This window comes from Streptomyces fulvoviolaceus, assembly GCF_000718165.1.
In the GTDB taxonomy this organism is placed as follows: domain Bacteria; phylum Actinomycetota; class Actinomycetes; order Streptomycetales; family Streptomycetaceae; genus Streptomyces; species Streptomyces fulvoviolaceus.
The window spans coordinates 36,073-61,904 of the sequence record NZ_JOEY01000024.1; the positions used below are offsets into that span (position 1 = coordinate 36,073).

Here is a 25,832-nt window from a genome sequence, read left to right on the forward strand (position 1 = left end):
CCGGTCGCAGCCGTGACGGGTGCGACGGCAGAGAAAACACAGGGGGTGCCGGGGCGGAACGCGCAGGGCCCGCCGCATACCATCGACCCGAGACCCTTCCGCCCGGCAGGCGCGGAAGACGCTTCGAACGAGGGGACATCGTGGACGAGAGCGGCGGGAGCGGGCAGCCGCGGTCCGGCACGGACAAGTCGGCCGAGCACCACGCACGACCTGCGGCCTCGGCCACCGACCCGGACCCGCACGGCAACACGACGCCCCACCTGCCCGACGAACATCGTCCCGCCCCCGCCGCGGACCAGGACCCGACCGGCAACGAGGACCGGACGGCCACCCCGGAGCCGGACAGCAAGAGCCCGGCGTCGACGACGGCACCCGAGGCCCCGGCACATCCGACAGCGCCGAACGCGGACACAGCCGCCGACTCGGCGGATGCCACGCCGTCCACCCCCTCGACCGACGGCACGGCTTCGGACCGTTCGCCGGGCGGCCCGGAGTCTCCCGCCTCCGACGGTCCGGCGGACAGCCCCGCCGGCCGTCCCGACGCCTCCCCTTCCGCCGACCCTGCCGAAGCCTCCGACCCCGCGTCCCACCGTCCTGCCCCGGGCGACCACCAGGACCGCCGACCCTTCGGCGACCACCAGGCTCCCCACCCCGACGACCACCGCACCCTCGCCCACGCCGGCGTCACCAAGGGCCGTCCTCCCCAGCGCCCCCCGGAGCCGCGCGGCGGGCTGCTGATGGGCCGTCCCTTCGGTGTGCCCGTCTACGTGGCGCCCAGCTGGTTTCTCGTCGCCGCGCTGATCACCTGGGTGTTCGGCGGCCAGCTCGACCGCGTGCTGCCCGAACTCGGCGCGGCCCGCTATCTCGTCTCCCTGTTCTTCGCCGTCGCCTTCTACGCCTCGGTCCTCGTCCACGAACTGGCGCACACGGTCGCGGCCCTGCGCTTCAAGCTGCCCGTCCGCCGCATCCAGCTCCAGTTCTTCGGCGGCGTCTCCGAGATCGAGAAGGAGGCCGAGACCCCCGGCCGCGAGTTCGTGCTGGCCTTCGTCGGCCCGCTCCTCTCGCTCGTCCTGGCCGGCCTCTTCTACCTCGCCCTGCAGCCCGTCCAGCCCGGCACGGTCCCCGGCGTCCTGCTGGCCGGCCTGATGATCTCCAACCTCATCGTCGCCGCCTTCAACCTCCTGCCCGGCCTGCCCCTCGACGGCGGCCGTATGCTCCGCGCGGTCGTCTGGAAGATCACCGGCAGGCCCATGACCGGTACCATCGCCGCCGCCTGGGTCGGCCGCGCCCTCGCCGTCACCGTCCTGATCGGCCTCCCGCTGCTCACCCAGTCCGGCGCCCTCGGCTCCAACGCCGAGGACAACGTCGGCATGGACACGGTGATGGACGCCCTGCTCGCCGCCATCCTCGCCGCGATCATCTGGACCGGCGCCGGCAACAGCCTCCGTATGGCCCGCCTGCGCGAACACCTCCCGGAGCTGCGCGCCCGCACTCTCACCCGCCGGGCCGTTCCCGTCGAGACCGACACCCCCCTCTCGGAGGCCCTGCGCCGCGCCAACGCCGCCGGCGCCCGCGCCCTCGTCGTCGTCGACGCCGACGGCAATCCCCTCTCCCTCGTCCGCGAGGCCGCCATCGTCGGCGTACCGGAACATCGCCGCCCCTGGGTCTCCGTCAGCGGCCTCGCCCAGGACCTCACCGACGGCATGCGCGTCTCGGCGGAACTGGCGGGCGAGGACCTCCTGGACACTCTGCGCGCCACTCCGGCGACCGAGTATCTGGTGGTGGAGGAGACCGGAGAGATCTACGGCGTACTCTCCGCGGCCGATGTGGAGCGAGCCTTCGTCAAGGCAATGGCAAGGCCCAGCTGAACGTGCCCCTCAGGGGCGCGGGGAACTGCGCGACCAGCCACGGACCACCCGCACCTTCTGCACCCTCCCGCAGTGGTCGGCGCCCCCTCCGGGGACCGGTACGCTGTTCACATGTCCGAACCGACCGGTGCCGCCCGCCGTCGCGGGCCCTTCAAGGTCGGGGACCAGGTTCAGCTGACCGACCCCAAGGGCCGCCACTACACGTTCACGCTCGAAGCCGGGAAGAACTTCCACACCCACAAGGGTTCCTTCCCGCACGACGAACTGATCGGTGCTCCCGAGGGCAGCGTTGTCCGCACCACCGGGAACGTCGCCTACCTCGCGCTGCGCCCCCTGCTCCCCGACTACGTCCTGTCCATGCCCCGCGGCGCCGCCGTGGTCTACCCCAAGGACGCGGGGCAGATCCTCGCCTTCGCCGACATCTTCCCCGGCGCACGCGTCGTGGAGGCCGGAGTCGGCTCCGGCTCGCTCAGCAGCTTCCTGCTGCGCGCCATCGGCGACCAGGGCATGCTGCACAGCTACGAGCGCCGCGAGGACTTCGCCGAGATCGCCCAGCAGAACGTGGAACGCTACTTCGGCGGCCCGCACCCCGCCTGGCAGCTCACCGTCGGCGACCTCCAGGACAACCTCTCCGACACCGACGTCGACCGCGTCATCCTCGACATGCTCGCCCCCTGGGAGTGCCTGGAGGCCGTCTCCAAGGCACTTGTCCCCGGCGGCATCGTCTGCTGCTACGTGGCGACCACCACCCAGCTCGCCCGGACCGTCGAGTCCATCCGCGAGATCGGCTGCTTCAACGAGCCGAGCGCCTGGGAGTCGATGATCCGCAACTGGCACATCGAGGGCTTGGCCGTCCGCCCCGACCACCGGATGATCGGCCACACCGGCTTCCTGCTCACCGCCCGCCGCCTCGCGGACGGAGTCGAGCCGCCCATGCGCCGTCGCCGCCCCGCCAAGGGCGCCTACGGCGAGGACTACGCAGGCCCCAACGCCGACGGCGGCTCCGGCCGCTGACCGAACCAACACACAGGCGCCGTGGCGGAGTTCCCGTAGATCCCGGGAACTGGGCCACGGCGCCTGCCAGTTGACACGGCACCAGAGACCGTCGTACCGAACGCGACCGAGTACCCACCCCGCCATTCCCCCGTCCTGTGACGTGTGGCACCATGCAGGCCACCCCACCCCCACCGGCACAGCCCTCACGGGAGACACTCCTAGTGCAGCAATCCGCCGTCCCGGAACTGGCACACACGCACACCCGCCCGATCCACTGGGTCGCCACCGCCACCGCCGTGGCCGGAGTAGTGGCCCTCTCCTCGGTCCTGCAGCCCAACCCGGCGACAGCCGCCCAGGCCGCCGGCCCCGAGGCCAGAACCGCCCCGACCGTCACGACGGCCCCCGACCCCGCGGGCGTCGACTTCCCGATCGAGTGCGGCCCGGTCAAGGCGATCGTGGTACAGAAGGCATCCGGAGACCTAGACGGCGACGGACGGCCGGAAACTGTCGTAGTGGTGCACTGCGACGCACCGATGGGCACCCCGCCCGACGGGGTCTACGTCCTGACCCAGGCCGCCGACAGCACCGAACCCCGCGTGGTGGCCACGCTCGTCAACCCGAAGGACCGCAACACCGTCACCGACTTCGCGGTGAGTGACGGAGCCGTTCAGGCAACACTGCTCGGCTACTCCTCGTCGGACGTGCCCAGTTGCTGCCCGGACGTCAAGAAGAGCGCGAAGTGGCAGTGGAAGAACGGCGCGTTCCTGCGCTCTGCACCCGCCGGATCACACACCGTCTGACCGGCGTCACCACATGTGTGAGAAATCAGACAGTAGTGACGCGGAGTCTCTGTGCGATCACTCCGCGTCGGGTCCGTAGACCTCGACCCTGTCCGAAACTCGACGTACATGGATGCAGTCGCCCGGGCATTCCTTCGCGGAGTCGACCACATCCGTGAGAAGCGGCAGTGGCACGGGCGTTGTGGCGCCCTTGTCCTGCAGCAACTCGTCCTCCGGGCTCTTCACATAGGCCAGACCGTCGATGTCCAGCTCGAACACCTCGGGCGCGTACTGGGCGCAGATACCGTCGCCGGTACAGAGGTCCTGGTCGATCCAGACCTCCAGCTCGCCGCTGCCGACCTCGGCCTCCTGCTGCACGCTCATGTCTCCTGCCGTTTAGGTGTCGAGCCGATGGGAATCAGGCCAGCTCTGACGGGTGTTGAACACTTCGACCCTACCTCCGGCGGCTTCCCAATCATGTTCGGTGGGTATTCCCCTGGCGTGAGGGAGAGCGCAAGGGTGAAGATCGGACACACCTCGACAGTCTTTGTGATCTAGGGGTTTCAATCGACACCCACCCAGGTAGGGTCTGGAAGCGTCCAGCTCCCCTTGGAGGAGGTGAGGACCGTGGCAGCCCACGACGACGACATGAACCGCGGCATCCGCCCGGGACGAGGGTCCGATGACCCCGCCGGGCAGATTGCCTACCTTGAGCAGGAGATCGCCGTCCTGCGACGCAAGCTCGCCGACTCTCCGCGACACACGAGGATTCTCGAAGAGCGGATCGTCGAGCTGCAGACCAACCTGGCCGGCGTGTCCGCCCAGAACGAGCGACTCGCCAACACGCTCCGTGAGGCCCGCGACCAGATCGTGGCCCTCAAGGAGGAGGTCGACCGGCTCGCACAGCCTCCGGCCGGCTTCGGTGTCTTTCTCACGGCGAATGAGGACGGCACGGCCGACATCTTCACCGGCGGTCGCAAACTGCGGGTGAACGTCAGCCCGAGCGTGGACCTCGAAGAGCTCCGGCGCGGCCAGGAAGTGATGCTCAACGAAGCCCTCAACGTGGTCGAGGCCATGGAGTACGAGAGCGTCGGCGACATCGTCACCCTCAAGGAGATCCTCGAGGACGGCGAGCGCGCCCTCGTGGTGGGGCACACCGACGAGGAACGGGTGGTGCGGCTCGCCGAGCCGCTGCTGGACATCACCATCCGCCCCGGCGACGCCCTGCTGCTCGAACCCCGCTCCGGCTATGTCTACGAGGTCGTTCCCAAGAGCGAGGTCGAGGAACTCGTCCTCGAAGAGGTCCCCGACATCGGCTACGAGCAGATCGGCGGTCTGGGCGGCCAGATCGAGATGATCCGGGACGCGGTCGAGCTGCCGTACCTCTACCCGGACCTGTTCAAGGAGCACGAACTGCGGCCGCCCAAGGGCGTCCTGCTGTACGGGCCTCCTGGATGCGGCAAGACGCTCATCGCCAAGGCCGTGGCCAACTCCCTGGCCAAGAAGGTCGCCGAGGTGACCGGCCAGGCCACGGGCAAGAGCTTCTTCCTGAACATCAAGGGTCCCGAGCTGCTCAACAAGTACGTCGGTGAGACCGAGCGGCAGATCCGCCTCGTCTTCCAGCGTGCACGGGAGAAGGCCAGCGAGGGCACGCCCGTCATCGTCTTCTTCGACGAGATGGAGTCCCTCTTCCGCACCCGTGGCTCGGGTGTCAGCTCGGACGTCGAGAACACGATCGTCCCGCAGCTGCTCGCCGAGATCGACGGTGTGGAGGGCCTGCAGAACGTGGTCGTGATCGGTGCCTCCAACCGCGAGGACATGATCGACCCCGCCATCCTGCGCCCCGGCCGCCTGGACGTGAAGATCAAGATCGAGCGTCCGGACGCCGAAGCGGCCAAGGACATCTTCCAGAAGTACCTCACCGAACGCCTCCCCCTGCACCCCGAGGACGTCGGAGAGCACGGCGGCGACAAGTCCACCACCGTCCAGAGCATGATCCAGACGGCCGTGGAACACATGTACACGGAATCCGAGGAGAACCGCTTCCTGGAGGTCACCTACGCCAACGGTGACAAGGAAGTCCTCTACTTCAAGGACTTCAACTCCGGCGCCATGATCGAGAACATCGTGGGCCGGGCCAAGAAGATGGCGATCAAGGACTTCCTCGACCACAAGCAGAAGGGCATCCGCGTCTCGCACCTCCTCCAGGCCTGCGTGGACGAGTTCAAGGAGAACGAGGACCTGCCCAACACCACCAACCCGGACGACTGGGCCCGGATCTCCGGAAAGAAGGGCGAACGGATCGTCTACATCCGTACCCTCATCACCGGAAAGCAGGGCGCGGACACCGGACGCTCCATCGACACGGTGGCGAACACCGGTCAGTACCTGTAATAGACAGGGCGGCTGCGGGTGCCCTCACCGGGTACCCGCAGCCGACTGTTTTTCAGGACACGGCCGGAGCAAGGCAATGACGCAAATGATCTCCCCACCAGCGCAGAGGCGTTCTAGGCTCTTCGGTACCGCCGAGTCGCGGAGTGCGGGGACGGGCACCGCACACGCACCGGAGCGCCAGCGGTACTTGAGCGGCGCCCCCGACCGAGGGCGCCGCCGGGCAAGGAGGGCCGCATGACCGTACGGCGAGTAATGGGCATCGAGACGGAGTACGGGATCTCCGTCCCCGGCCACCCCAACGCCAATGCCATGCTCACCTCGTCCCAGATCGTCAACGCATACGCAGCGGCGATGCACCGGGCCAGGCGGGCCCGCTGGGACTTCGAGGAGGAGAACCCGCTGCGGGACGCGCGAGGCTTCGACCTCGCCCGCGAGGCCGCCGACTCCAGCCAGCTCACCGACGAGGACATCGGCCTGGCCAACGTCATCCTCACCAACGGCGCGCGACTCTACGTCGACCACGCACACCCCGAGTACAGCTCGCCGGAGGTCACCAACCCGATGGACGCCGTCCTGTGGGACAAGGCCGGCGAACGCATCATGGCGGAGGCCGCGGAACGGGCCGCCCAGCTGCCCGGTGCCCAGCCGATCCACCTCTACAAGAACAACACCGACAACAAGGGCGCCTCCTACGGCACGCACGAGAACTACCTGATGAAGCGGGAAACCCCCTTCTCGGACATCGTGCGCCACCTCACGCCGTTCTTCGTCTCCCGTCAGGTCGTCACCGGAGCGGGCCGCGTCGGCATCGGCCAGGACGGGCACGAACACGGCTTCCAGCTCAGCCAGCGCGCGGACTACTTCGAGGTCGAGGTGGGCCTTGAGACGACGTTGAAGCGCCCGATCATCAACACGCGTGACGAGCCGCACGCCGACGCCGAGAAGTACCGCCGCCTGCACGTGATCATCGGCGACGCGAACCTCTCGGAGATCTCGACCTATCTCAAACTGGGCACGACAGCCCTCGTCCTGTCCATGATCGAGGACGGCTTCATCGCCGTCGACCTGGCGGTGGACCAGCCCGTCCGCACCCTCCACCAGGTCTCCCACGACCCGACGCTCAAGCGCCTGGTCACCCTCCGCAGCGGCCGGACGCTCACCGCGGTCCAGCTGCAGATGGAGTACTTCGAGCTGTCCCGCAAGTACGTCGAGGAGCGGTTCGGCGCCGACGCCGACGACCAGACCAAGGACGTCCTGGTCCGCTGGGAGGACACGCTCAACCGCCTGGAGAACGACCCGATGAGCCTGGCCGGCGAGCTGGACTGGGTCGCCAAGCGGGAGCTCATGGAGGGCTACCGGCGCCGCGACAGCCTCGACTGGGACGCGGCGAAGCTCCACCTTCTCGACCTCCAGTACGCGGACGTGCGTGCCGAGAAGGGCCTCTACAACCGTCTGGTGGCCCGTGGGCGCATCAAGCGCCTGCTCGACGAGAACGACGTCGAGCGGGCCCGTACGAAGCCGCCGGAGGACACGCGCGCGTACTTCCGGGGGCGCTGCCTGGAGCAGTACGCCGACGACGTGGCGGCGGCCTCCTGGGACTCCGTGATCTTCGACCTGCCGGGGCGGGACTCGCTCCAGAGGGTCCCAACCCTGGAACCGCTTCGCGGAACGCGTAATCACGTCAAGGAGCTCCTGGACCGCTGTCGTACCGCGGAAGACCTGGTCAGGGTGCTGTCGGGTAACTGAACGGATACCCGGAAGAGGCGGCCGGACAGGGTGGAAAGCCCGCCTGACGGGAATCATCGAGATGGCCCCCGTACGTTGTAGGAACTGCGGGGCCGATGTCGGACCCTGCTTGTAGGGTCTGATCAAGAACGTCGAACCGAGCGGGGTGAGGGGTTATGGCGACCAAGGACACCGGCGGCGGACAGCAGAAGGCGACGCGCAGCACCGAGGAGGTCGAGGAGGCGCCCGAGGCGCAGGCATCCGAAGACCTCAAGGAGCGCCAGGAGAAGCTGAGCGACGACGTGGACTCCGTCCTGGACGAGATTGACGATGTCCTGGAAGAAAATGCCGAGGACTTCGTTCGTTCATTCGTTCAGAAAGGTGGCCAGTAGCCTTCGAATCGAAGGCTACAGGAGGCCTGGGGTTGGCAAGCGAAGAGGGCGTGAAGCGCTGCGTGCGGTGCGGTGCGGTGAGACCAAGCCGCACGCAGACTTCGCTCGCAGGCGGTCCAATCTGGACGGTTTGCAGCGACACTGCCGAGACTGCGCATCGGATTATCACCGGACGCGTCAGCAGAGCCTGGGGCGGAATGTTCGTCCCAGGGCGGAAGTCCCGGAAGGGCACAAGCTCTGTCTCAAGTGCGGCGAGGTGAAGCCGTGGAGCGAGTGGCACCGCAATGCAACGGCCTCGGACGGACTGTCGACGCGCTGCAAGGCGTGCCGAGCCGTCGAGGGGCGTGCCGGTCACCTGAAGCGCCACTACGGCATGACCGAAGCCGAGCGTGCCGAGATGGTCGCCTCTCAAATGGGGCTCTGCGTGATCTGCCTGAAAGCCCCGGCCGTACATGTGGATCACTGCCACAGGACGGGTAGGGTCCGAGGCGTACTGTGCTTCAACTGCAATTCGGCCATCGGCAGGTTGGGAGATGACCCCGACGCCGTCCGTCGGGCCGCCGCTTACTTGGAAGGAATCGCGTGGAAGCCAACACTCGTAGCACCGGGCGTCTGCCAGCTGCCTTCCTGACGCCTGGGTCGTCGTCCTTCATGGATTTTCTGTCGGACCACCAGCCGGAGATGTTGCCCGGTAAGCGGCAACTGCCCCCGGTGCAGGGCGTGATCGAGGCGCCGCACGGCACCACGATCGTGGCCGTGACGTTCCCGGGGGGCGTCGTGCTCGCCGGTGACCGACGGGCCACCATGGGCAACGTCATCGCGCAGCGGGACATCGAGAAGGTGTTCCCGGCGGACGAGTACTCGGCCGTCGGTATCGCCGGCACCGCCGGTCTCGCCGTCGAGATGGTCAAGCTCTTCCAGCTGGAGCTGGAGCACTTCGAGAAGGTCGAGGGTGCGCAGCTGTCCCTGGAGGGCAAGGCCAACCGGCTGTCGACCATGATCCGTTCCAACCTGGGCATGGCCATGCAGGGCTTGGCCGTGGTGCCGCTCTTCGCCGGGTACGACGTGGACCGGGGCAGGGGCCGCATCTTCTCCTACGACGTCACCGGCGGCCGTTCCGAGGAGCACAACTTCGCCGCCACCGGCTCCGGCTCGATCTTCGCGCGCGGTGCCATGAAGAAGTTCTTCCACGACGGTCTGACCGAGGCCGAGGCCACGATGCTCGTGGTGCAGGCCCTGTACGACGCGGCTGACGACGACTCGGCGACCGGTGGTCCCGATGTCGCCCGCCGGATCTACCCGATCGTCACCGTGATCACCGAGGACGGCTTCCGCCGGCTCGGCGAGGACGAGTCCTCCGAGATCGCCCGCTCGATCCTGGAGCGGCGCCTGGAGCAGCCCGACGGCCCGCGGGCCGCGCTGCTGTAGGCGAGAGCCCGTTGTTGCCAAGGTGATCCAGTGACTTCGACAGAAAGGGATGGATAACCGGTGTCGACGCCGTTCTATGTCTCCCCCCAGCAGGCCATGGCCGACCGGGCGGAGTACGCCCGCAAGGGCATCGCCCGTGGCCGCAGCCTGGTCGTGCTGCAGTACGCCGACGGCATCGTCTTCGTCGGCGAGAACCCGTCCCGCGCGCTGCACAAGTTCAGCGAGATCTACGACCGGATCGGCTTCGCGGCCGCCGGCAAGTACAACGAGTACGAGAACCTGCGGATCGGCGGCGTGCGCTATGCCGACCTCCGCGGTTACACCTACGACCGTGACGACGTGACCGCCCGCGGTCTCGCCAACGTCTACGCCCAGACGCTGGGCACGATCTTCTCCAGTGCGGCCGAGAAGCCGTACGAGGTGGAGCTGGTGGTCGCCGAGGTCGGCGAGACGCCGGAGGGCGACCAGATCTACCGGCTGCCGCACGACGGTTCGATCGTGGACGAGCACGGCTCGGTCGCGGTGGGCGGCAACGCCGAGCAGATCAGCAGCTATCTGGACCAGCGGCACCAGGACGGCATGAGCCTGGCCGAGGCGCTGAAGCTGGCCGTCCAGGCCCTGTCCCGTGACACGAACGGCAGTGAGCGGGAGATCCCCGCGGAGCGCCTGGAGGTCGCGGTGCTGGACCGTACGCGTCCGCAGCAGCGCAAGTTCAAGCGCATCGTGGGTCGTCAGCTCGGCCGTCTGCTGGAGACCGGCGGTGCGACCACGGAGGCGGAGAGCGCCGAGGAGGAGTAACTCCGCATCGTCCTCATCCCTCATGTGCCCCGGCCGGCGACTCGGCCGGGGCACAGGGCGTTCAGGGGGCGCTGGGCGGGGCCGTGGAGCCCCGTACGACCAGTTCGACGTGGATGTCCCCCGCCTCGGGCGTACGGCCCTCCAGGACCGCCAGGAGGGCCTGCATACCGCGTTCGCCGAACAGCTCCGCGTCCAGTCGGACGGTGGTCAGCTCGGGGTCGACGGCTGTGGCCAGGGCGAGGTCGTCGAGGCCGGTGACGGAGACGTCGTCGGGGATGCGCAGGCCGAGGTGCCGGATCGCCTTGTAGGCGCCGACCGCCATTTTGTCGTCGTCGCAGACCATGGCGGTGGGCCGGGGGCCGGGGGCGGCGAAGGCGGCTTCGGTCGCGGCGCGTGCGCCGTCGATGGTGATCGGCGCGTGCGCGGTGCGCACCGTCGCGCCCGGGAACGCCTCCAGCCGTGCGGCCAGCTCGCGGGCGCGTACGTCGAAGGTCCAGGACGCCACGTCCGCGGCGAGGTGCAGGAAGCGGCGGTGTCCCAGGCCGGCCAGATGGTCGACCACCTGGCGGACGCCGTCGGCGATGTCCAGGTTGACCGTCGCCGCGCCCAGGCTGCCCTCGGGGTCGCTGTCGAGCATGACCAGGGGCAGCTGGTCGCCGCGGATGGCGGTGACGGCGTCGGCGGCCATGGAGGAGGCGATGACGCCGTCCAGGGCGGCCTGGGCGGAGGCGAAGGGGTCCTTGGCGGGGCCGATTCCCTCGGGGGAGGGGTAGAGGACCACTCCGAAGCCGTGCTCGGCGGCGATGCGGGCGGCGCCCGTGTAGACGCCGGCGAAGAACTCCGTCGTCAGCACCGGGACCACGAGGAGCACCGTGCGGGTGCGGCCCAGGCGCAGGTTGCGGGCGGCGAGGTTGGGCCGGTAGCCGAGTTCGCCCGCGGCTGTGCGGACGCGCTCCGCCGTGGCTTCCGAGACCCGGCCGCGCCATTTGTCGCCGAGGACCAGGGACACCGCGGCCTGGGAGACCCCGGCGACCCGGGCGACGTCACGGCTCGTGGGGCGGGTGCTGCCTCGTGCCACCGTCTCCCTGCTCCTTCGTCTGGACTCGTGAACAGCGCACATGGTACGTATGACGAAGGGAGTTATACGTACAACCTCAACGCATTCGGCGAGGGAAGGTCGGGACATGGCCGCGGGATACCTGGAGATCCTCAGGACGAGGCACGCCACCCGGCTGCTGGTCGGCACGCTCGTGGGCCGGCTGCCGAACGCCACGGCCGCGATCGCGATCCTGCTGTTCGTCCGCGCCGAGGGCGGCTCGTACACCCTGGCCGGCGGGCTCGCGGCGGTCTACGGCGTCGCCAACGCCGTGGGGCAGCCGCTGCTCGGGCGGCTGGTGGACCTGCACGGCCAGCCCCGTGTGCAGCTGCCGTCGGCTGTCCTGTCGGCCCTCGCGATGTCCGTGTTCGCCTTCACGGGCACGGAGCCGCTGCCGCTCGCCTACGCCGCCGTGGCGGCCGCCGGACTCTTCACACCGCCCCTGGAGGGCGGTCTGCGGGCGCTGTGGCCCTCCGTCCTCCGCAAGGAGGACCAGGTGCACACGGCGTACGCCATGGACGCCGTGGCGCAGGAAGTCATGTTCACCGTCGGGCCGTTGCTCGTGACGCTGTTCGTGTCGCTGTGGTCGGGGCAGGCCGCGCTGCTCGTGCTGAACGCCATCGGGGTGCTCGGCGCGCTCTCGGTGGTCGTGTCGCCGCCCTCGCGCGCGTGGCGCTCGGCCCCGCGGGAGGCGCACTGGCTCGGCGCCCTGCGCTCGCCCGGACTCCTCGCGCTTCTCGGCGCGTTCCTCTTCGTGGGCATGGCGCTCGGCTCCATCACGGTCGCCGCCGTGCCGTACGCGGACGACAACGGCGGGGACGCGGTGTTCGGCTGGATGATGGCGGCGCTGGGGCTCGGCGCGCTCGTGGGCGGCGCCGTCTACGGGGCGCGGCAGTGGGCGGGGGAGCCGGCGCGGCGACTTCGGGTCCTGGTGGCCTTTCTGGCGGCGGGTTACCTGCCGCTGCTGCTGATGCCGGGCGCGGTCGCCATGACGCTGCTCACGGCCGTCGCCGGGGTGTTCCTGGCGCCCGCCATCGCCTGTGCCTTCGTGCTCGTCGACCGGCACGCGCCGAGGGGGACCGTCACCGAGGCGTTCTCCTGGTTCGTGACCACGTTCACCGTGGGCGCGTCCGTCGGAACGGGGCTGGCGGGCCCGGTCGTCGAGGCGGGCGGGGCCCTGTGGGGCTTCGCCGTACCGGGTGTCGCGGGGGGCGTCTCCCTGCTGGTTCTGCTGGCCACGGGACGGGTCCTCGCAGCTCCCGCCGGACGCGCGGTAGTTGCGGCTTCATCGGAAAATGATCCAAACCGTGCTGTCGAACCCCGTTTCAGCTCAGGGGATCGGGCGTAATGTTCACTCATGGACCGCCGCATTTTCGGGCTGGAGAACGAGTACGGCGTCACGTGTACGTTCAGGGGACAGCGGCGCCTGTCTCCCGACGAGGTGGCGCGGTACCTCTTCCGCCGTGTCGTGTCATGGGGCCGCAGCAGCAATGTCTTTCTGCGAAACGGCGCCCGCCTCTATCTCGATGTCGGGTCACATCCGGAATACGCGACACCCGAATGTGACAACGTGACCGAACTGGTCACGCACGACAAAGCAGGCGAGCGCATTCTCGAAGGACTCCTGGTGGACGCCGAACGACGCCTGCATGAGGAAGGAATCGCGGGCGACGTCTACCTCTTCAAGAACAACACCGACTCGGCGGGTAACTCCTACGGCTGCCACGAGAACTATCTCGTCGCACGCCACGGGGAGTTCTCCCGGCTCGCGGACATCCTCATTCCCTTCCTTGTCACCCGCCAGCTGCTGTGCGGTGCGGGCAAGGTTCTGCAGACCCCGCGGGGCGCCGTGTACTGCGTCAGCCAGCGGGCCGAGCACATCTGGGAGGGCGTCTCCTCGGCGACGACGCGTTCCCGGCCGATCATCAACACGCGAGACGAACCGCACGCCGACGCCGAGCGCTACCGCCGCCTGCACGTCATCGTGGGCGACTCGAACATGTCCGAGACGACCATGCTGCTCAAGGTCGGCGCCACCGACCTGGTGCTGCGCATGATCGAGGCGGGCACCGTGATGCGTGACCTCACCCTGGAGAACCCGATCCGGGCGATCCGCGAGGTCAGCCACGACATCACCGGCCGGCGCAAGGTGCGCCTGGCCAGCGGTCGCGAGGCCTCCGCGCTGGAGGTGCAGCGCGAGTACTACGAGAAGGCCGTGGACTTCTGTGAGCGCCGCGGCATCCGTACCGGAACGGTCGAGCAGGTCCTCGAGCTGTGGGGCCGGGTGCTCGACTCGATCGAGGCTGAGGACCTCGACCGGATCGGCACCGAGATCGACTGGGTCATGAAGTACAAGCTCATCGAGCGGTACCGGGCCAAGCACAACATGACCATGTCCCACCCGCGGGTCGCGCAGATAGACCTCGCCTATCACGACATCCACCGCCGCCGAGGCCTGTACTACCTCCTGGAGAGGAAGGGTCAAGCCGCCCGGATCTGCAACGACTTGAAGATCTTCGAGGGCAAGTCCGTACCCCCGCAGACCACTCGGGCCCGCCTTCGCGGTGACTTCATCCGCCGGGCCCAGGAACAGCGACGGGACTTCACCGTCGACTGGGTCCACCTCAAGCTCAACGACCAGGCCCAGCGCACGGTGTTGTGCAAGGACCCGTTCCGTTCCGTCGACGACCGGGTGGAGAAGCTGATCGCCGGTATGTGAGCAGCGCGTTCCGGTTGAATTGCCGGAACGCAACACGGGCGCCGTACGTTTCCCGTACGGCGCCCTTCTCACGCCGTAGAGTTGCGCGCACGCCATCACAAGATCGACCGATTACGAGGCCCCCACCGTGCGCCGACGCTCACTCCTCATCGCCGTACCCGCAGGACTGGCCACGCTCGCCGCTTGCGGCGACGACAAGTCCGACTCGAGTAAGGCGAGTGACAGCGCGTCGCCCTCGGCGTCGACATCGGCCTCTGCCGCGCCGCCGCCGAAGATCGTCGATGGTCCGCTGCCGGCGATCACCGCGGGCGCGAAGTTCGGTGAGAAGCCGACGGTCGCCAAGGGCAGTGGCGACCCGTCGAAGCAGCTCGCGGTGAAGACGGTCATCGCGGGCGGCGGCACCACGGTCGCGGAGAACGACTACGTCCAGGCGCACTACCTCGGCCAGGTCTGGGCCACGGCGAAGGTCTTCGACAACTCCTACGACCGCAAGGCGCCGCTGATCATCCAGCTCGCCCAGAACAGCATCATCGATGGCTGGCGGTATGCCCTGACGGGCAAGAAGACCGGCAGTCGCGTCGAGTTCTCGGTGCCGCCCACCTGGGGTTACGGCACGGAGGGCAACTCCCAGGCGGGCATCAAGGGCACCGACACGCTGGTCTTCGTCGTCGACCTGCAGGAGACGTTCAACGCGAAGAGCTCCGCCAAGGGCACGAACGTCGCACAGAACGACGCGGACCTGCCGAAGGTCGGCACCAACACCGACGGCAAGGCCCCCTCCATCGACATCCCGAAGGCGGACGCCCCGACCAAGCTGGTGGCCAACTACATCCTCGAGGGCGACGGCGACGCGGTCGCCGCCACCGACAGCCTGCTCGTCCAGTACAAGGGCGTGGTGTGGGACACCGGCAAGGAGTTCGACTCGACGTACGGCCGAGGTCAGTTGGCGTCCTTCTCGCTCGAGCAGGTCGTCAAGGGCTGGGCGCAGGGGCTGACCGGCAAGAAGGTCGGCAGCCGCGTCCTGATCTCCATCCCGCCGAAGCTGGGCTACGGCGACAGCCCGCCGTCGGGCAGCGGCATCGAGAAGGACTCCACGCTCGTCTTCTCCGTGGACATCCTGGCGAAGATGTGACCCCTCGGAGGTGTAAGACTGTCCCTGTTGCCTTTCCGTGAACAAGCAGGAGCTAGTGACGTGAGCATCGACAAGCCCGAGATCGACTTCCCGGGCGGCGAGCCCCCGGCGGACCTGGAGATCAAGGACATCTGGGAGGGCGACGGCGCGGTGGCCCAGGCGGGTCAGACCGTCAGCGTCCACTACGTGGGTGTCGCCTTCAGCACCGGCGAGGAGTTCGACGCCAGCTGGAACCGTGGCACCCCGTTCCGCTTCCCGCTGGGTGGCGGCCGGGTCATCAAGGGCTGGGACCAGGGCGTGCAGGGCATGAAGGTCGGCGGCCGTCGCCAGCTGACCATCCCCGCCCACCTCGCCTACGGCAACCAGAGCCCGACCCCGGCGATCAAGCCGGGCGAGACCCTGATCTTCGTGGTCGACCTCCTCGGAGTCTGATCGTCGTACGACCGGTCTCGACCAGCTGGGGCCCATGCCTGTCCGGGCATGGGCCCTCGGCTTTTGCCGCGCCACTTCGGGGCGGTACGGTCATCGTCCGTAAGCACCATAGGGAGGCGAAGGGCGTCGATGGCCATTGCCAAGGCAGAGCGGCTGATGAACCTGGCGCTGTGTCTGCTCGGGACGCGGCGGCCACTCAGCAAACGCGAGCTGCGTGAGTCCATCGAGGCCTATCTCGAAGCGGGTTCCGACGACTCCTTCAACCGGATGTTCGAGCGCGACAAGGACGATCTGCGCGAACTCGGGCTCGTGATCGAGACCGTGGAGAACCTCGACGGCGACGTCGGCTACCTCGCCCGCCGCGACAGCAACCGTCTCCCGCCCGTCACCCTCGACGCCGAGGAGGCCGCCGCCCTGGGCCTGGCCGCCAAGGTGTGGCAGCAGGCCCGGCTCGCCGGCGCGGCCAGCGGCGCGCTGCAGAAACTGCGCGCGGCCGGACTCCCCGAGGACTTCGACCCGTACGAGTCGCATGGCGCCCTGGAGCCGCGCATCCCGGTGCACGAGGCGTCGTTCGAACCGCTGATGCTGGCCTGCCGCGATCGCCGCCCGGTCGTCTTCGACTACCGCAAGGCCACCGCCGCCCACCCCGAGCCCCGGCATGTCGAGCCGTGGGCCCTGGAGTGCTGGCGTGGCCACTGGTACCTGGCGGGCTGGGACCGCGACCGGGGCGCCGAGCGGGTGTTCCGGCTCTCCCGGATCACCGGGAAGGTGCGCACCCGCGGAGCCAGGTTCACGGCGCCCGTCCCGGACGTCGTCACGGTCCGCGAGACCGTCGCGAGCTGGGCGGGGGAGAACGCCGACCGCTCCGCGCTGATCCGGCTGCGCACGGACGCGGGGTACCCGCTGCGGGCGAAGGCCGCCTCGGTGCGGGAACTGGGGGACGGCTGGGACGAGTTGGAGATCCCGTACGGGCATGGACTGGACGCCTGGCTCGTGGAGTTCGGGCCGGACGTGGTGGTCCTGGAGCCGGCCGAGCTGCGGGCCGACGTGGTGGACCGGCTGCGTGCCGTGGCCAAGGGCTGAGGGGGACGTAGCACAGTGGTGGGAAAACCGGCCAGGCCCGCGAACGCCATCGACCAGACCCGGCGGATGCTCTCCCTGGTCACGTATCTGAGGGAGCGTCCCGGCGCCCGGGTCGAGGACGTGGCGCGCGCCTTCGGGATCACCGAGGACGAGCTGGTCTCGGACCTCGACGTGCTGCCCATGTGCGGCACCAGCTTCCGCGGCGGCGACCTGCTCGACATCGACACCGACGGCGAGCGCATCTGGTGGCACAACCCCGATGACGTCGCCGAGCCGCTGAGGCTCGCGGCCGACGAGGCCACCGCGCTGCTCGTGGCCGCCCGCGCGGTGTCCACGCTGCCCGGGCTGCGGGAGAGCGACCGGCAGGCATTGCTGCGCGCCACGGCCAAGGTGGAGACCGCGGCCGGCGAGACGGCGGGCGCCAGTGCGCGCCTGTCGGTCACCTTCGAGTCCGAGGGCGGCGTCTTCGCGGACGTCGACCGGGCCATCTCCGAGCGCCGCCGCCTGTGGATCCGCTACTACTCGCCCGCCCGCGACGAACTCAGCGAGCGCGAGATCGACCCGATCCGGCTGGTCAGCGTCGGGCACACGTACGTGGAGGCCTGGTGCCGCCGCTCCGAGGCGCGCCGCACCTTCCGGCTCGACCGGGTCGCCGAGATCAGGATCCTCGACGAGCCGTCCGCGCCGCCCGAGATCGAGCTCAGGGACCTGTCCGAGGGGCTCGTGCAGCCCGCGGCCGAGGACCCCGAGGTGGTCATCGAGGTCGGCCCCGGCGGGCGCTGGGTCGCCGAGTACTACCCGCACGACAGTGCGGATGAACTTCCGGACGGCGGGCTGCGTATCAGCCTGCGCACCCCGGATCCGACGTCGCTCAGGCGGCTGGCGCTGCGGCTCGGCCGTGAGGGCCGGATCGTCTCGCCGCGCGACCTCGCCGACAGCGCCCGCCAGGCGGCCCGCGAGGCGCTGGCGGCGTACGACGGGGTCGAGGCGCAGGGCGCTCACGGAGCGTCCGCGGTTCACGACGGGCAGCACGACAGGCAGGAGCAGGGGCTTTGAGCGAGTCGTCGGCGTCTGGCGCGGGAGTGACGGCCCACGAGGGAATGACGGTGGCCGCCGCGTTCGCCGGGATGAGAAGCGTGACCCCGGTGACCTTCAGGGCGGGCTGCCCGGACTGCCGGGTCAGCTTCGAGCTCGCCGCGAGCTCCTTGCGCCTGGCCATCGGCGCCTCGAGCCGCACCACCTTCTACTCCTTCACCTGCCCCGAGTGCGGCGAGGCGGTCCGCAAGCCGGCGGGTGAGCGGATCGTCGAGCTGCTCACCGGGGGCGGGGTCAGGACCCTGCGCCTGCACTCCACCCTCTAGGCTCGGCCCCATGTTCTGGCCGATGTTCGCCGTAGCTGTGGGTTTCGTGGGTCTCGCCGTCCTCGGTGTGCTCGCCGTACGCGTTTTCCTGGAGGCGCAGCGCCTCGGAAAGCAGGTCACGGACTCCGCGCGCCGTATCAACCGGGCCGCGGAGGACCTGGAGCGGGCGGCCGTGAGCACGGCCCGCTCTGTGGACTCGCTGTGAGTCCGGCTGAGAGTTGGGTGTGAGTCCCGGGTCGCATGCGTTTTGCGCCACTTCGCCCTGTCACCCTGGTGCTCGCGGCAGGTACGCTGCTGGTCGCGGCCCGGAGAACGAGGCCCGGCCGCGGACCGGGAGTACGCACGGGGATTGCCACACGTTCACCCCTGAGCGTTACGATCGCTGCCAGCACGACTGATCGGACACATGTCCGACCGGTCGGACAGCACCCACCCCCAGCCGCCTCGGTGAGAAGGTAAAGACTTATGTTCGGAAGGCTCGGCGCCCCCGAGATCATTCTCATCCTCGTCGTCATCATCCTGCTGTTCGGCGCGAAGAAGCTTCCCGACATGGCGCGCTCGCTCGGCAAGTCGGCTCGCATCCTCAAGAGCGAGGCCAAGGCGATGAAGACCGAGGGTCAGGACAACGCGTCCGCTCCCGCGGCCCCGCCGCAGGACGACCAGCAGCCCCCCGTCCAGCGCACCATCCAGGCCGCTCCCGGTGACGTGACCAGCTCCCGCCCGGTCGCCGAGCCGACGGACACGACCAAGCGCTGACGCAGGGCCGGTGACCTCCGGCCCGCCGCACGAGATGGGAACGTGGGTTGCTGAAGTCTGCCCGCAAAGAGGAGAGGGATCCCGAGGGGCGGATGCCTCTCGCGGATCACCTTCGTGAGCTCCGCAACCGGCTCGCGAAGGCGATGCTGGCCATCGTCGCCATCACAGTCGTCGCCGCCTTCTTCTACAACGACATCATCAACTTGATCACCAGGCCGATCCTCGACTCGGTCGGCTGTGACAAGAGTTTCGCGGAACTGGCGAAGTCGACGAAGTCCACCGAGCCGTGCGCGGAGATCACCATCAATGGTCTCCTCGCCCCCTTCACGCTGGCGCTGAAGGTGTCGCTGATGGCCGGCGTCGTCGCGGCCTCGCCGGTCTGGCTCTACCAGCTGTGGGCCTTCATCGCTCCCGGTCTGCACCGGCACGAGCGGAAGTACGCCTACGCGTTCGTCGGCACGGGTGCCCCGCTCTTCATGGGCGGTGCCTACTTCGCCTACACGGTGCTGCCCACCACGGCGAAGGTACTGATCGGCTTCACCCCGGACGGCACCTCCAACCTGCTGCCGCTGGACGACCTGCTCGACCTCGTCCTGCGCATGGTGCTGGTCTTCGGTCTCTCCTTCGAGCTGCCCCTGCTGCTGGTCTTCCTCAACCTCACCGGGATGATCACCGGCAAGCGGATGCTCAGCTGGTGGCGGGCGATGATCATGGGTATCACCGTGTTCGCGGCCGTCGCGACGCCGAGCACGGACCCGCTGACCATGCTGGCGCTCGCCGGACCGATCTGGATCCTCTACTTCGGCGCGGTGCTCTTCTCCCTGCTGAACGACAAGCGCCGACGCCGCCGGGATGCCGAGGGCCCCGACGACGACGAGGCCTCCGACCTGGATCTCACCCCCGAGGACGTCGGCCCGGTCGAGACCGTCTCCGCCAGCCGGGCGCTGCCCGAGCAGGCGAGCTCGGACCGGGTCAACGGTTATGACGACGTGACCTGAAGATCGGGAAGCCGCTCGTAGGGTCGGTTCTGTGACCAGCGAGATCACCCTCTTCGTCAACCCCACCGCGGGCCGCGGCCGGGGCGCCCACGCGGCGCAGCCGGCCGCTTCCGCGTTGCGGGCGGCCGGATTCTCCGTACGTACGGTCCTCGGCGAGAACGCCCGGGACGCCCTCACGCGCGCACGTGCCGTCGTCGAGGACGGCACCGGTGCCCTGATCGCCGTCGGCGGCGACGGCATGGCGGGCCTCGCCCTCCAGGCGGTCGCCGGCACCCGCACCCCGTTCGGTCTGGTCGCCGTCGGCACCGGCAACGACTTCGCCCGCGCCCTTGGCCTGCCCGTGCGCGACCCGGCCGCCGCCGGGCGGATCGTCGCCGAGGCGCTCAAGGGCGGCCGACTGCGCGACATCGACCTCGGCCAGGCCGACGGCCGCTGGTTCGGCACCGTCCTGGCCTCCGGCTTCGACTCCCGTGTCAACGACCGCGGCAACCGCATGAGATGGCCCGCCGGACGCCTCAAGTACGACCTCGCGATGCTCGCCGAACTGGCCGCCTTCCGGCCGTTCCCGTACCGGATCACGCTGGACGACGGTGCGGTCAGGGAGGTCGAGGCGACACTCGTGGCCATCGGCAACGGATCGTCGTACGGCGGCGGCATGCGCATCTGTCCCGGCGCGGACCTCACTGACGGGCTGTTCGACATCACCGTGGTCGGGGACTGCAGCCGTACGACCCTGCTGCGGGTGTTCCCGAGTGTGTACCCGGGTACGCATGTCTCGCATCCCAAGGTCACCGTGCTGAGGGCGGCGAAGGTCGAGGTGGTCGCCGAAGGCGTCACGGGGTATGCCGACGGCGAGCCGCTCGGGCCGCTGCCGCTGACCGCGCGCTGCGTGCGGGGTGCGGTACGCGTCGTAGGCCCTTGAGCTGCGTAAAGCTCAGGTTTCGCAGGACGATATCCGGATAATGATCGTCCTGTTGTCAGTGGGGCCCGGTACGCTCGAAAGCACGATGACAGAGGACCTCTCACCGGCCGAGCGGTATGCGGCAGCACGCAGGCGCGCTGTCGAGCAGGCCACCGCCCTCGCGGGCTTCCGCGAGATGTACGACTTCGGCCTCGACCCCTTCCAGATCGAGTCCTGTCAGGCGCTCGAATCCGGGAAGGGCGTGCTGGTGGCCGCCCCCACCGGCTCCGGCAAGACGATCGTCGGCGAGTTCGCCGTCCATCTCGCCCTGCAGCAGGGCAAGAAGTGCTTCTACACGACACCCATCAAGGCGCTGTCGAACCAGAAGTACGCCGACCTGTGCCGCCGTTACGGCGCGGACAAGGTAGGCCTGCTCACCGGCGACAACAGCGTCAACTCCGAAGCCCCCGTGGTCGTGATGACCACCGAGGTGCTGCGGAACATGCTGTACGCGGGCTCGCAGACCCTCCTGGGCCTCGGGTACGTGGTCATGGACGAGGTGCACTACCTCTCCGACCGCTTCCGGGGCGCCGTATGGGAAGAGGTGATCATTCACCTGCCGGAGTCCGTGACTCTGGTGTCCCTGTCGGCGACAGTGTCCAACGCCGAGGAGTTCGGCGACTGGCTCGACACCGTCCGCGGCCACACCGAGGTGATCGTCTCCGAGCACCGGCCCGTGCCGCTGTTCCAGCACGTGCTCGCCGGGCGGCGGATGTACGACCTGTTCGAGGAGGGCGAGGGCCACAAGAAGGCGGTCAATCCCGACCTCGCGCGGCTGGCTCGGATGGAGGCGCAGCGTCCGTCGTTCCAGGACCGCAGACGCGGGCGTGCCATGCGCGAGGCGGACCGTGAGCGGGAGCGGCGGCAGCGGTCCCGGGTGTGGACGCCGAGCCGGCCCGAGGTGATCGAGCGGCTGGACGCCGAGGGGCTGTTGCCCGCCATCACCTTTATCTTCAGCCGCGCTGCCTGCGAGGCCGCCGTACAGCAGTGTCTGTACGCGGGACTGCGGTTGAACGACGAGGAGGCGCGGGAGAAGGTGCGTGCGCTCGTCGAGGAGCGTACGGCGTCCATTCCTCATGAGGACCTCCATGTCCTGGGCTACTACGAGTGGCTCGAGGGCCTGGAGCGGGGCATCGCGGCCCACCACGCGGGCATGCTGCCGACCTTCAAGGAGGTCGTCGAGGAGCTGTTCGTGCGTGGGCTGGTGAAGGCCGTGTTCGCGACCGAGACGCTTGCCCTGGGTATCAACATGCCCGCGCGGTCGGTGGTGTTGGAGAAGCTCGTCAAGTGGAACGGCGAGCAGCACGCCGACATCACCCCCGGTGAGTTCACGCAGTTGACGGGGCGTGCGGGGCGGCGGGGCATCGATGTCGAGGGCCATGCGGTGGTGCTGTGGCAGCGGGGGATGAGCCCGGAGCATCTCGCGGGGCTCGCCGGCACGCGTACGTATCCGCTGCGGTCCAGCTTCAAGCCGTCGTACAACATGGCGGTCAATCTCGTCGAGCAGTTCGGGCGCCATCGGTCGCGTGAGCTGCTGGAGACGTCGTTCGCGCAGTTCCAGGCCGACAAGTCGGTCGTCGGGATCTCGCGGCAGGTGCAGCGCAACGAGGAGGGCCTCGAGGGTTACAAGGACTCCATGACCTGCCATCTCGGGGACTTCGAGGAGTATGCGCGGCTGCGGCGTGAACTGAAGGACCGGGAGACCGAGCTGGCCCGGCAGGGGGTCAGCCAGCGGCGGGCCGAGGCCGCCGTCGCGCTGGAGAAGCTCAAGCCGGGTGACGTCATCCATGTGCCGACGGGCAAGTACGCCGGTCTGGCGCTGGTGTTGGATCCGGGGCTGCCCGCTGGTCGGTCCAACGGCCATCGTGGGTTCGAGCATCATGACGGGCCGCGTCCGTTGGTTCTGACCGCCGAGCGGCAGGTCAAGCGGCTCGCGTCGATGGACTTTCCGGTGCCGGTCGAGCCGTTGGAGCGGATGCGGATTCCGAAGTCGTTCAATCCGCGCTCGCCGCAGTCGCGTCGGGACCTGGCCTCCGCGCTGCGTACCAAGGCCGGGCACATTCCGCCGGAGCGGGCGCGTAAGCAGCGATCCCAGGCCGCCGACGACCGGGAGATCGCCCGGCTGCGTACGGCGATCCGCGCGCATGCGTGTCATGGGTGCAACGACCGTGAGGACCATGCGCGTTGGGCCGAGCGGTATCACCGGCTGCTGCGTGACACCTCGCAGCTGGAGCGGCGGATCGAGGGGCGTACGAACACGATCGCGCGGACGTTTGACCGGATCGTGGCGCTGTTGACCGAGCTGGACTACCTGCGGGGTGATGAGGTCACCGAGCACGGGAAGCGGCTTGCGCGGCTGTACGGCGAGCTCGATCTGCTGGCGAGTGAGTGTCTGCGGGCGGGAGTGTGGGAGGGGCTTGCTCCTGCCGAACTGGCCGCCTGTGTCTCGGCGTTGGTGTTCGAGGCGCGGGTCAGTGACGACGCCATGACGCCCAAGGTGCCTTCGGGCAAGGCGAAGGCCGCGCTCGGTGAGATGGTGCGGATCTGGGGGCGGCTGGATGCCCTTGAGGAGGACTTCCGGATCACGCAGACCGAGGGTGTGGGGCAGCGTGAGCCGGATCTCGGGTTCGCCTGGGCCGCGTACATGTGGGCTTCCGGGAAGGGGCTCGACGAGGTGCTGCGCGAGGTGGAGATGCCTGCCGGTGACTTCGTGCGCTGGTGCAAGCAGGTCATCGACGTGCTGGGGCAGATTTCCGCGGCGGCGCCCGTGTCCGGTGGGGAGGGGTCTACCGTCGCGAAGAACGCGCGCAAGGCTGTGGACGAGTTGCTGCGGGGGGTTGTGGCCTACTCGTCTGTGGGCTGAGCGGGTGCCTGCGGCGCCTGTGCGGGTGTGGTGGGGGTGCGTGTAGCGCCTTGGGTTGTGTGGTGGGTCGGGGGGTGTCCGTCCTCGGTCGGGCGGTGCCGTCTGCTGGGGATGTGCTCGGTGTCGGACGCCCGCCGCTGCGGGCGGACACCCCCCGGCACGTCCCCTTGCCGCCGTACGCGGCTGACGACGCCCACGACCGCGCCGGGTTCTCGCTGTCGGCGGCTTACGCTCATGCCCGTGCCGGGTTGCTCACCGTCGGCGGCTCACGTTCACACCCACGCCGGGTTCTCGCCAGCGGCGCCTGCCGCAGCTTGCCCAGGGGCGCGGGGAACTGCGCGACCAGCCGCAACGGACCCGCGCCCGCCCGACGACACAGCGTGGCACTACCGGTGGCCGTGCCGCAGGTACGCTCGCCAGCCGCCGTACGACGTGATGTCCTCGGCGTCGGTGAGGGCCGAGGGCTCGCACAGGAAGCCGGGGACGGTGGTGCCGTCCGCCAGTTCCACGCTGCCCAGGGTCATCGGGCGGGGGAGTGCTGCCAGTAGGCGGCCGAGGCCCTCCGCCGGGAGGTGCCATACCTCGGCCTCCAGGGAAGCGCCTCCCTCGCCCACGTGGACCAGGCCCGGCTTCGGTGGGGTCGTTCGCAGGGCGTGCAGGTGGTAGACGGGGGCGGTCGTGGTCGTACGGTCGAGCCGGGCGCCCAGGGCCAGGAGCTGGGGGTTCAGTGGCTGGCCCGAGAGATGGGCGCCCACCACCGCCACTCGGGCCTCGGGCTGGAGGAGGCGGGCGATCGTCGCCAGCCGTTCGTCCGTGAAGGCCGGGCCGATCAGCATCACGCCGAAGGGGAGGCCGTTGACCTGGGTGGCCGGGACGGCGATCGCCGCCAGGTCGAAGAGGTTCGTGGAGTTGGTGAAGCGGCCCATGCGGGCGTTGGTGCCCAGTGGGTCGGCCGCCACCTCGGCGAGGGTGGGGTGGCCGGGGGCGGTCGGCAGCAACAGGGCGTCGGCGTCGGCCAGTTCGGCCAGGGCCCGGGTGCGGAGGATGGCCAGGCGGTCGTTGTCGGCGAAGAGCTGGTGGGCCGGGATGTCGCGGGACCGGGTGATGATGCCGGCGACGGTGGGGTCGAGGCTCTCGTCGCCTTCGGCCATCGCCTTGTCGATGAAACTCCCCACCGCGGTGTAGCGCTCGGCGACGAACGCGCCCTGGTAGAGCATCGTGGCGGCCTCGGTGAAGGGCGTGAGGTCGAGCTCGCGTACTGATGCTCCCGCTGTGACGAGCTGCTCCACCGCGGCCTCGTATGCCTCTGCCCAGCCCTCGTCCAGTTCGCCGAGTTGATCGCGTGCCGGGACGGCGATGCGCCATGGACCGGGGGTGCGCTGGGGGAGGGCATCGAGGGGGCGGTCCGGTGGGGACGCCATGAAGGACAGGGCCTGTTCGGCCTCCGGGAGTGTGCGGGCGAAGACCGTCACGCAGTCGATCGAGGCGCAGGCCGGGACGACGCCGGTCGTGGGGACCAGGCCGCGGGTGGGCTTGATGCCGACGATGCCGTTGAAGGCGGCCGGGACCCGGCCCGAGCCCGCGGTGTCGGTGCCGAGCGCGAGGTCGACGATGCCCAGCGCCACGGCGACGGCCGAGCCCGAGCTGGAGCCGCCGCTGATGCGCGACGGGTCGTACGCGTTCCGTACCGCGCCGTGCGGGGAGCGGGTGCCCACCAGGCCCGTCGCGAACTGGTCCAGGTTCGTGGTGCCGAGTGCGATCGCTCCTGCGGCGCGGAGACGGGCTACGACCGGCGCGTCGGCCTGGGGGTGGTAGGCGTACGTCGGGCAGCCCGCTGTGGTGGGCAGGCCCGCCACGTCGATGTTGCCCTTGGCGGCGAACAGGCGTCCCGCGAGGGGGAGTTGTTCGCCCGCGGCGACGCGTTCGTCGATCGTCCGGGCTTCCGCCTCGACCTCCGGCTGTGGGCGCAGGTCGATCCAGATCTCGGGGCGGTCCACGGCGTCGATGCGGGCGTAGGCGGCGCGGACGCGGGAGAGGGTGGTGGACATTGC

Annotated in this window: 24 protein-coding genes; 21 read left to right on the forward strand and 3 right to left on the reverse strand. The window is 69.4% G+C overall.

Going from position 1 to position 25,832, the window contains the following annotated elements; translation table 11 throughout:
* Positions 1-140: 140 nt before the first annotated feature.
* From IG08_RS0125090 to IG08_RS0125100, 3 genes are all read left to right on the forward strand, one after another.
* Positions 141-1,868 carry a site-2 protease family protein gene (locus IG08_RS0125090; RefSeq protein ID WP_030606456.1) on the forward strand — a complete coding sequence of 576 codons (1,728 nt, stop codon included), beginning with the start codon at positions 141-143 and terminating at the stop codon, positions 1,866-1,868.
* Between the two features lie 111 nt (positions 1,869-1,979).
* Positions 1,980-2,882, forward strand: coding sequence for a tRNA (adenine-N1)-methyltransferase (locus IG08_RS0125095; RefSeq protein ID WP_030606459.1), 903 nt, complete (start codon positions 1,980-1,982; stop codon positions 2,880-2,882).
* Between the two features lie 203 nt (positions 2,883-3,085).
* Complete coding sequence (locus IG08_RS0125100; RefSeq protein ID WP_030606462.1) at positions 3,086-3,664, forward strand: hypothetical protein; 579 nt, start codon at positions 3,086-3,088, stop codon at positions 3,662-3,664.
* Positions 3,665-3,721: 57 nt separating this feature from the next.
* On the opposite strand, the gene IG08_RS0125105 is transcribed toward IG08_RS0125100, so the two are convergent.
* On the reverse strand, positions 3,722-4,027 hold the full coding sequence (locus IG08_RS0125105) for a ferredoxin (RefSeq protein ID WP_030606465.1): 306 nt from the start codon (positions 4,025-4,027) through the stop codon (positions 3,722-3,724).
* A gap of 243 nt (positions 4,028-4,270) precedes the next feature.
* On the opposite strand from IG08_RS0125105, the gene arc reads away from it, so the two are divergent.
* The 6 genes from arc to prcA all read left to right on the forward strand — a co-directional run bounded on the left by arc (position 4,271) and on the right by prcA (position 10,380).
* On the forward strand, positions 4,271-6,037 hold the full coding sequence (gene arc, locus IG08_RS0125110; protein WP_030606468.1) for a proteasome ATPase: 1,767 nt from the start codon (positions 4,271-4,273) through the stop codon (positions 6,035-6,037).
* A 234-nt stretch (positions 6,038-6,271) separates the two neighbouring features.
* Positions 6,272-7,783, forward strand: a complete 1,512-nt coding sequence (gene dop / locus IG08_RS0125115; protein WP_338060167.1) for a depupylase/deamidase Dop — start codon at positions 6,272-6,274, stop codon at positions 7,781-7,783.
* A gap of 155 nt (positions 7,784-7,938) precedes the next feature.
* Positions 7,939-8,154, forward strand: coding sequence for a ubiquitin-like protein Pup (locus IG08_RS0125120; protein WP_030606474.1), 216 nt, complete (start codon positions 7,939-7,941; stop codon positions 8,152-8,154).
* Entirely contained in the window at positions 8,108-8,785 is a 678-nt protein-coding gene (locus IG08_RS57395; protein WP_078655758.1) for an endonuclease VII domain-containing protein, read from the forward strand. Before IG08_RS0125120 ends, IG08_RS57395 begins: the two co-directional genes overlap by 47 nt.
* The gene (gene prcB / locus IG08_RS0125130) at positions 8,737-9,582 is read left to right on the forward strand and encodes a proteasome subunit beta (protein ID WP_030606480.1); all 846 of its coding nucleotides are present in this window, start codon (positions 8,737-8,739) and stop codon (positions 9,580-9,582) included. The genes IG08_RS57395 and prcB overlap by 49 nt, the downstream gene beginning before the upstream one ends.
* Positions 9,583-9,642: 60 nt before the next feature.
* On the forward strand, positions 9,643-10,380 hold the full coding sequence (gene prcA, locus IG08_RS0125135) for a proteasome subunit alpha (protein ID WP_030606483.1): 738 nt from the start codon (positions 9,643-9,645) through the stop codon (positions 10,378-10,380).
* Positions 10,381-10,441: 61 nt separating this feature from the next.
* Here the strand turns inward: prcA and IG08_RS0125140 are convergent, their stop codons facing one another.
* On the reverse strand, positions 10,442-11,458 hold the full coding sequence (locus IG08_RS0125140; RefSeq protein ID WP_030606486.1) for a LacI family DNA-binding transcriptional regulator: 1,017 nt from the start codon (positions 11,456-11,458) through the stop codon (positions 10,442-10,444).
* 106 nt (positions 11,459-11,564) lie between these two features.
* Here IG08_RS0125140 and IG08_RS0125145 point away from each other — a divergent pair, with 106 nt between their 5' ends.
* From IG08_RS0125145 to IG08_RS0125200, 12 genes are all read left to right on the forward strand, one after another.
* Entirely contained in the window at positions 11,565-12,824 is a 1,260-nt protein-coding gene (locus IG08_RS0125145; protein ID WP_030606489.1) for an MFS transporter, read from the forward strand.
* 9 nt (positions 12,825-12,833) lie between these two features.
* On the forward strand, positions 12,834-14,195 hold the full coding sequence (gene pafA / locus IG08_RS0125150) for a Pup--protein ligase (protein ID WP_030606492.1): 1,362 nt from the start codon (positions 12,834-12,836) through the stop codon (positions 14,193-14,195).
* Positions 14,196-14,322: 127 nt separating this feature from the next.
* Positions 14,323-15,327 carry an FKBP-type peptidyl-prolyl cis-trans isomerase gene (locus IG08_RS0125155; protein ID WP_030606494.1) on the forward strand — a complete coding sequence of 335 codons (1,005 nt, stop codon included), beginning with the start codon at positions 14,323-14,325 and terminating at the stop codon, positions 15,325-15,327.
* 60 nt (positions 15,328-15,387) lie between these two features.
* Positions 15,388-15,759, forward strand: coding sequence for an FKBP-type peptidyl-prolyl cis-trans isomerase (locus tag IG08_RS0125160; RefSeq protein WP_030606497.1), 372 nt, complete (start codon positions 15,388-15,390; stop codon positions 15,757-15,759).
* A gap of 129 nt (positions 15,760-15,888) precedes the next feature.
* Complete coding sequence (locus IG08_RS0125165; RefSeq protein WP_030606500.1) at positions 15,889-16,842, forward strand: helix-turn-helix transcriptional regulator; 954 nt, start codon at positions 15,889-15,891, stop codon at positions 16,840-16,842.
* A 15-nt stretch (positions 16,843-16,857) separates the two neighbouring features.
* The gene (locus tag IG08_RS0125170; protein WP_030606503.1) at positions 16,858-17,898 is read left to right on the forward strand and encodes a helix-turn-helix transcriptional regulator; all 1,041 of its coding nucleotides are present in this window, start codon (positions 16,858-16,860) and stop codon (positions 17,896-17,898) included.
* Positions 17,895-18,203 carry a hypothetical protein gene (locus IG08_RS0125175; RefSeq protein WP_390898615.1) on the forward strand — a complete coding sequence of 103 codons (309 nt, stop codon included), beginning with the start codon at positions 17,895-17,897 and terminating at the stop codon, positions 18,201-18,203. The genes IG08_RS0125170 and IG08_RS0125175 overlap by 4 nt, the downstream gene beginning before the upstream one ends.
* Positions 18,204-18,213: 10 nt before the next feature.
* Positions 18,214-18,408, forward strand: coding sequence for a hypothetical protein (locus IG08_RS0125180; RefSeq protein ID WP_030606509.1), 195 nt, complete (start codon positions 18,214-18,216; stop codon positions 18,406-18,408).
* Positions 18,409-18,668: 260 nt separating this feature from the next.
* Positions 18,669-18,959, forward strand: coding sequence for a Sec-independent protein translocase subunit TatA (gene tatA, locus IG08_RS0125185; RefSeq protein WP_030606513.1), 291 nt, complete (start codon positions 18,669-18,671; stop codon positions 18,957-18,959).
* Between the two features lie 47 nt (positions 18,960-19,006).
* Positions 19,007-19,957, forward strand: coding sequence for a twin-arginine translocase subunit TatC (gene tatC / locus IG08_RS0125190; protein ID WP_030606515.1), 951 nt, complete (start codon positions 19,007-19,009; stop codon positions 19,955-19,957).
* Positions 19,958-19,988: 31 nt separating this feature from the next.
* Positions 19,989-20,879 carry a diacylglycerol kinase gene (locus IG08_RS0125195; protein ID WP_030606519.1) on the forward strand — a complete coding sequence of 297 codons (891 nt, stop codon included), beginning with the start codon at positions 19,989-19,991 and terminating at the stop codon, positions 20,877-20,879.
* 40 nt (positions 20,880-20,919) lie between these two features.
* Positions 20,920-23,781, forward strand: coding sequence for a DEAD/DEAH box helicase (locus tag IG08_RS0125200; RefSeq protein ID WP_030606522.1), 2,862 nt, complete (start codon positions 20,920-20,922; stop codon positions 23,779-23,781).
* A 386-nt stretch (positions 23,782-24,167) separates the two neighbouring features.
* On the opposite strand, the gene atzF is transcribed toward IG08_RS0125200, so the two are convergent.
* Entirely contained in the window at positions 24,168-25,829 is a 1,662-nt protein-coding gene (atzF, locus tag IG08_RS0125205) for an allophanate hydrolase (protein ID WP_030606525.1), read from the reverse strand.
* Positions 25,830-25,832 lie beyond the last annotated feature (3 nt).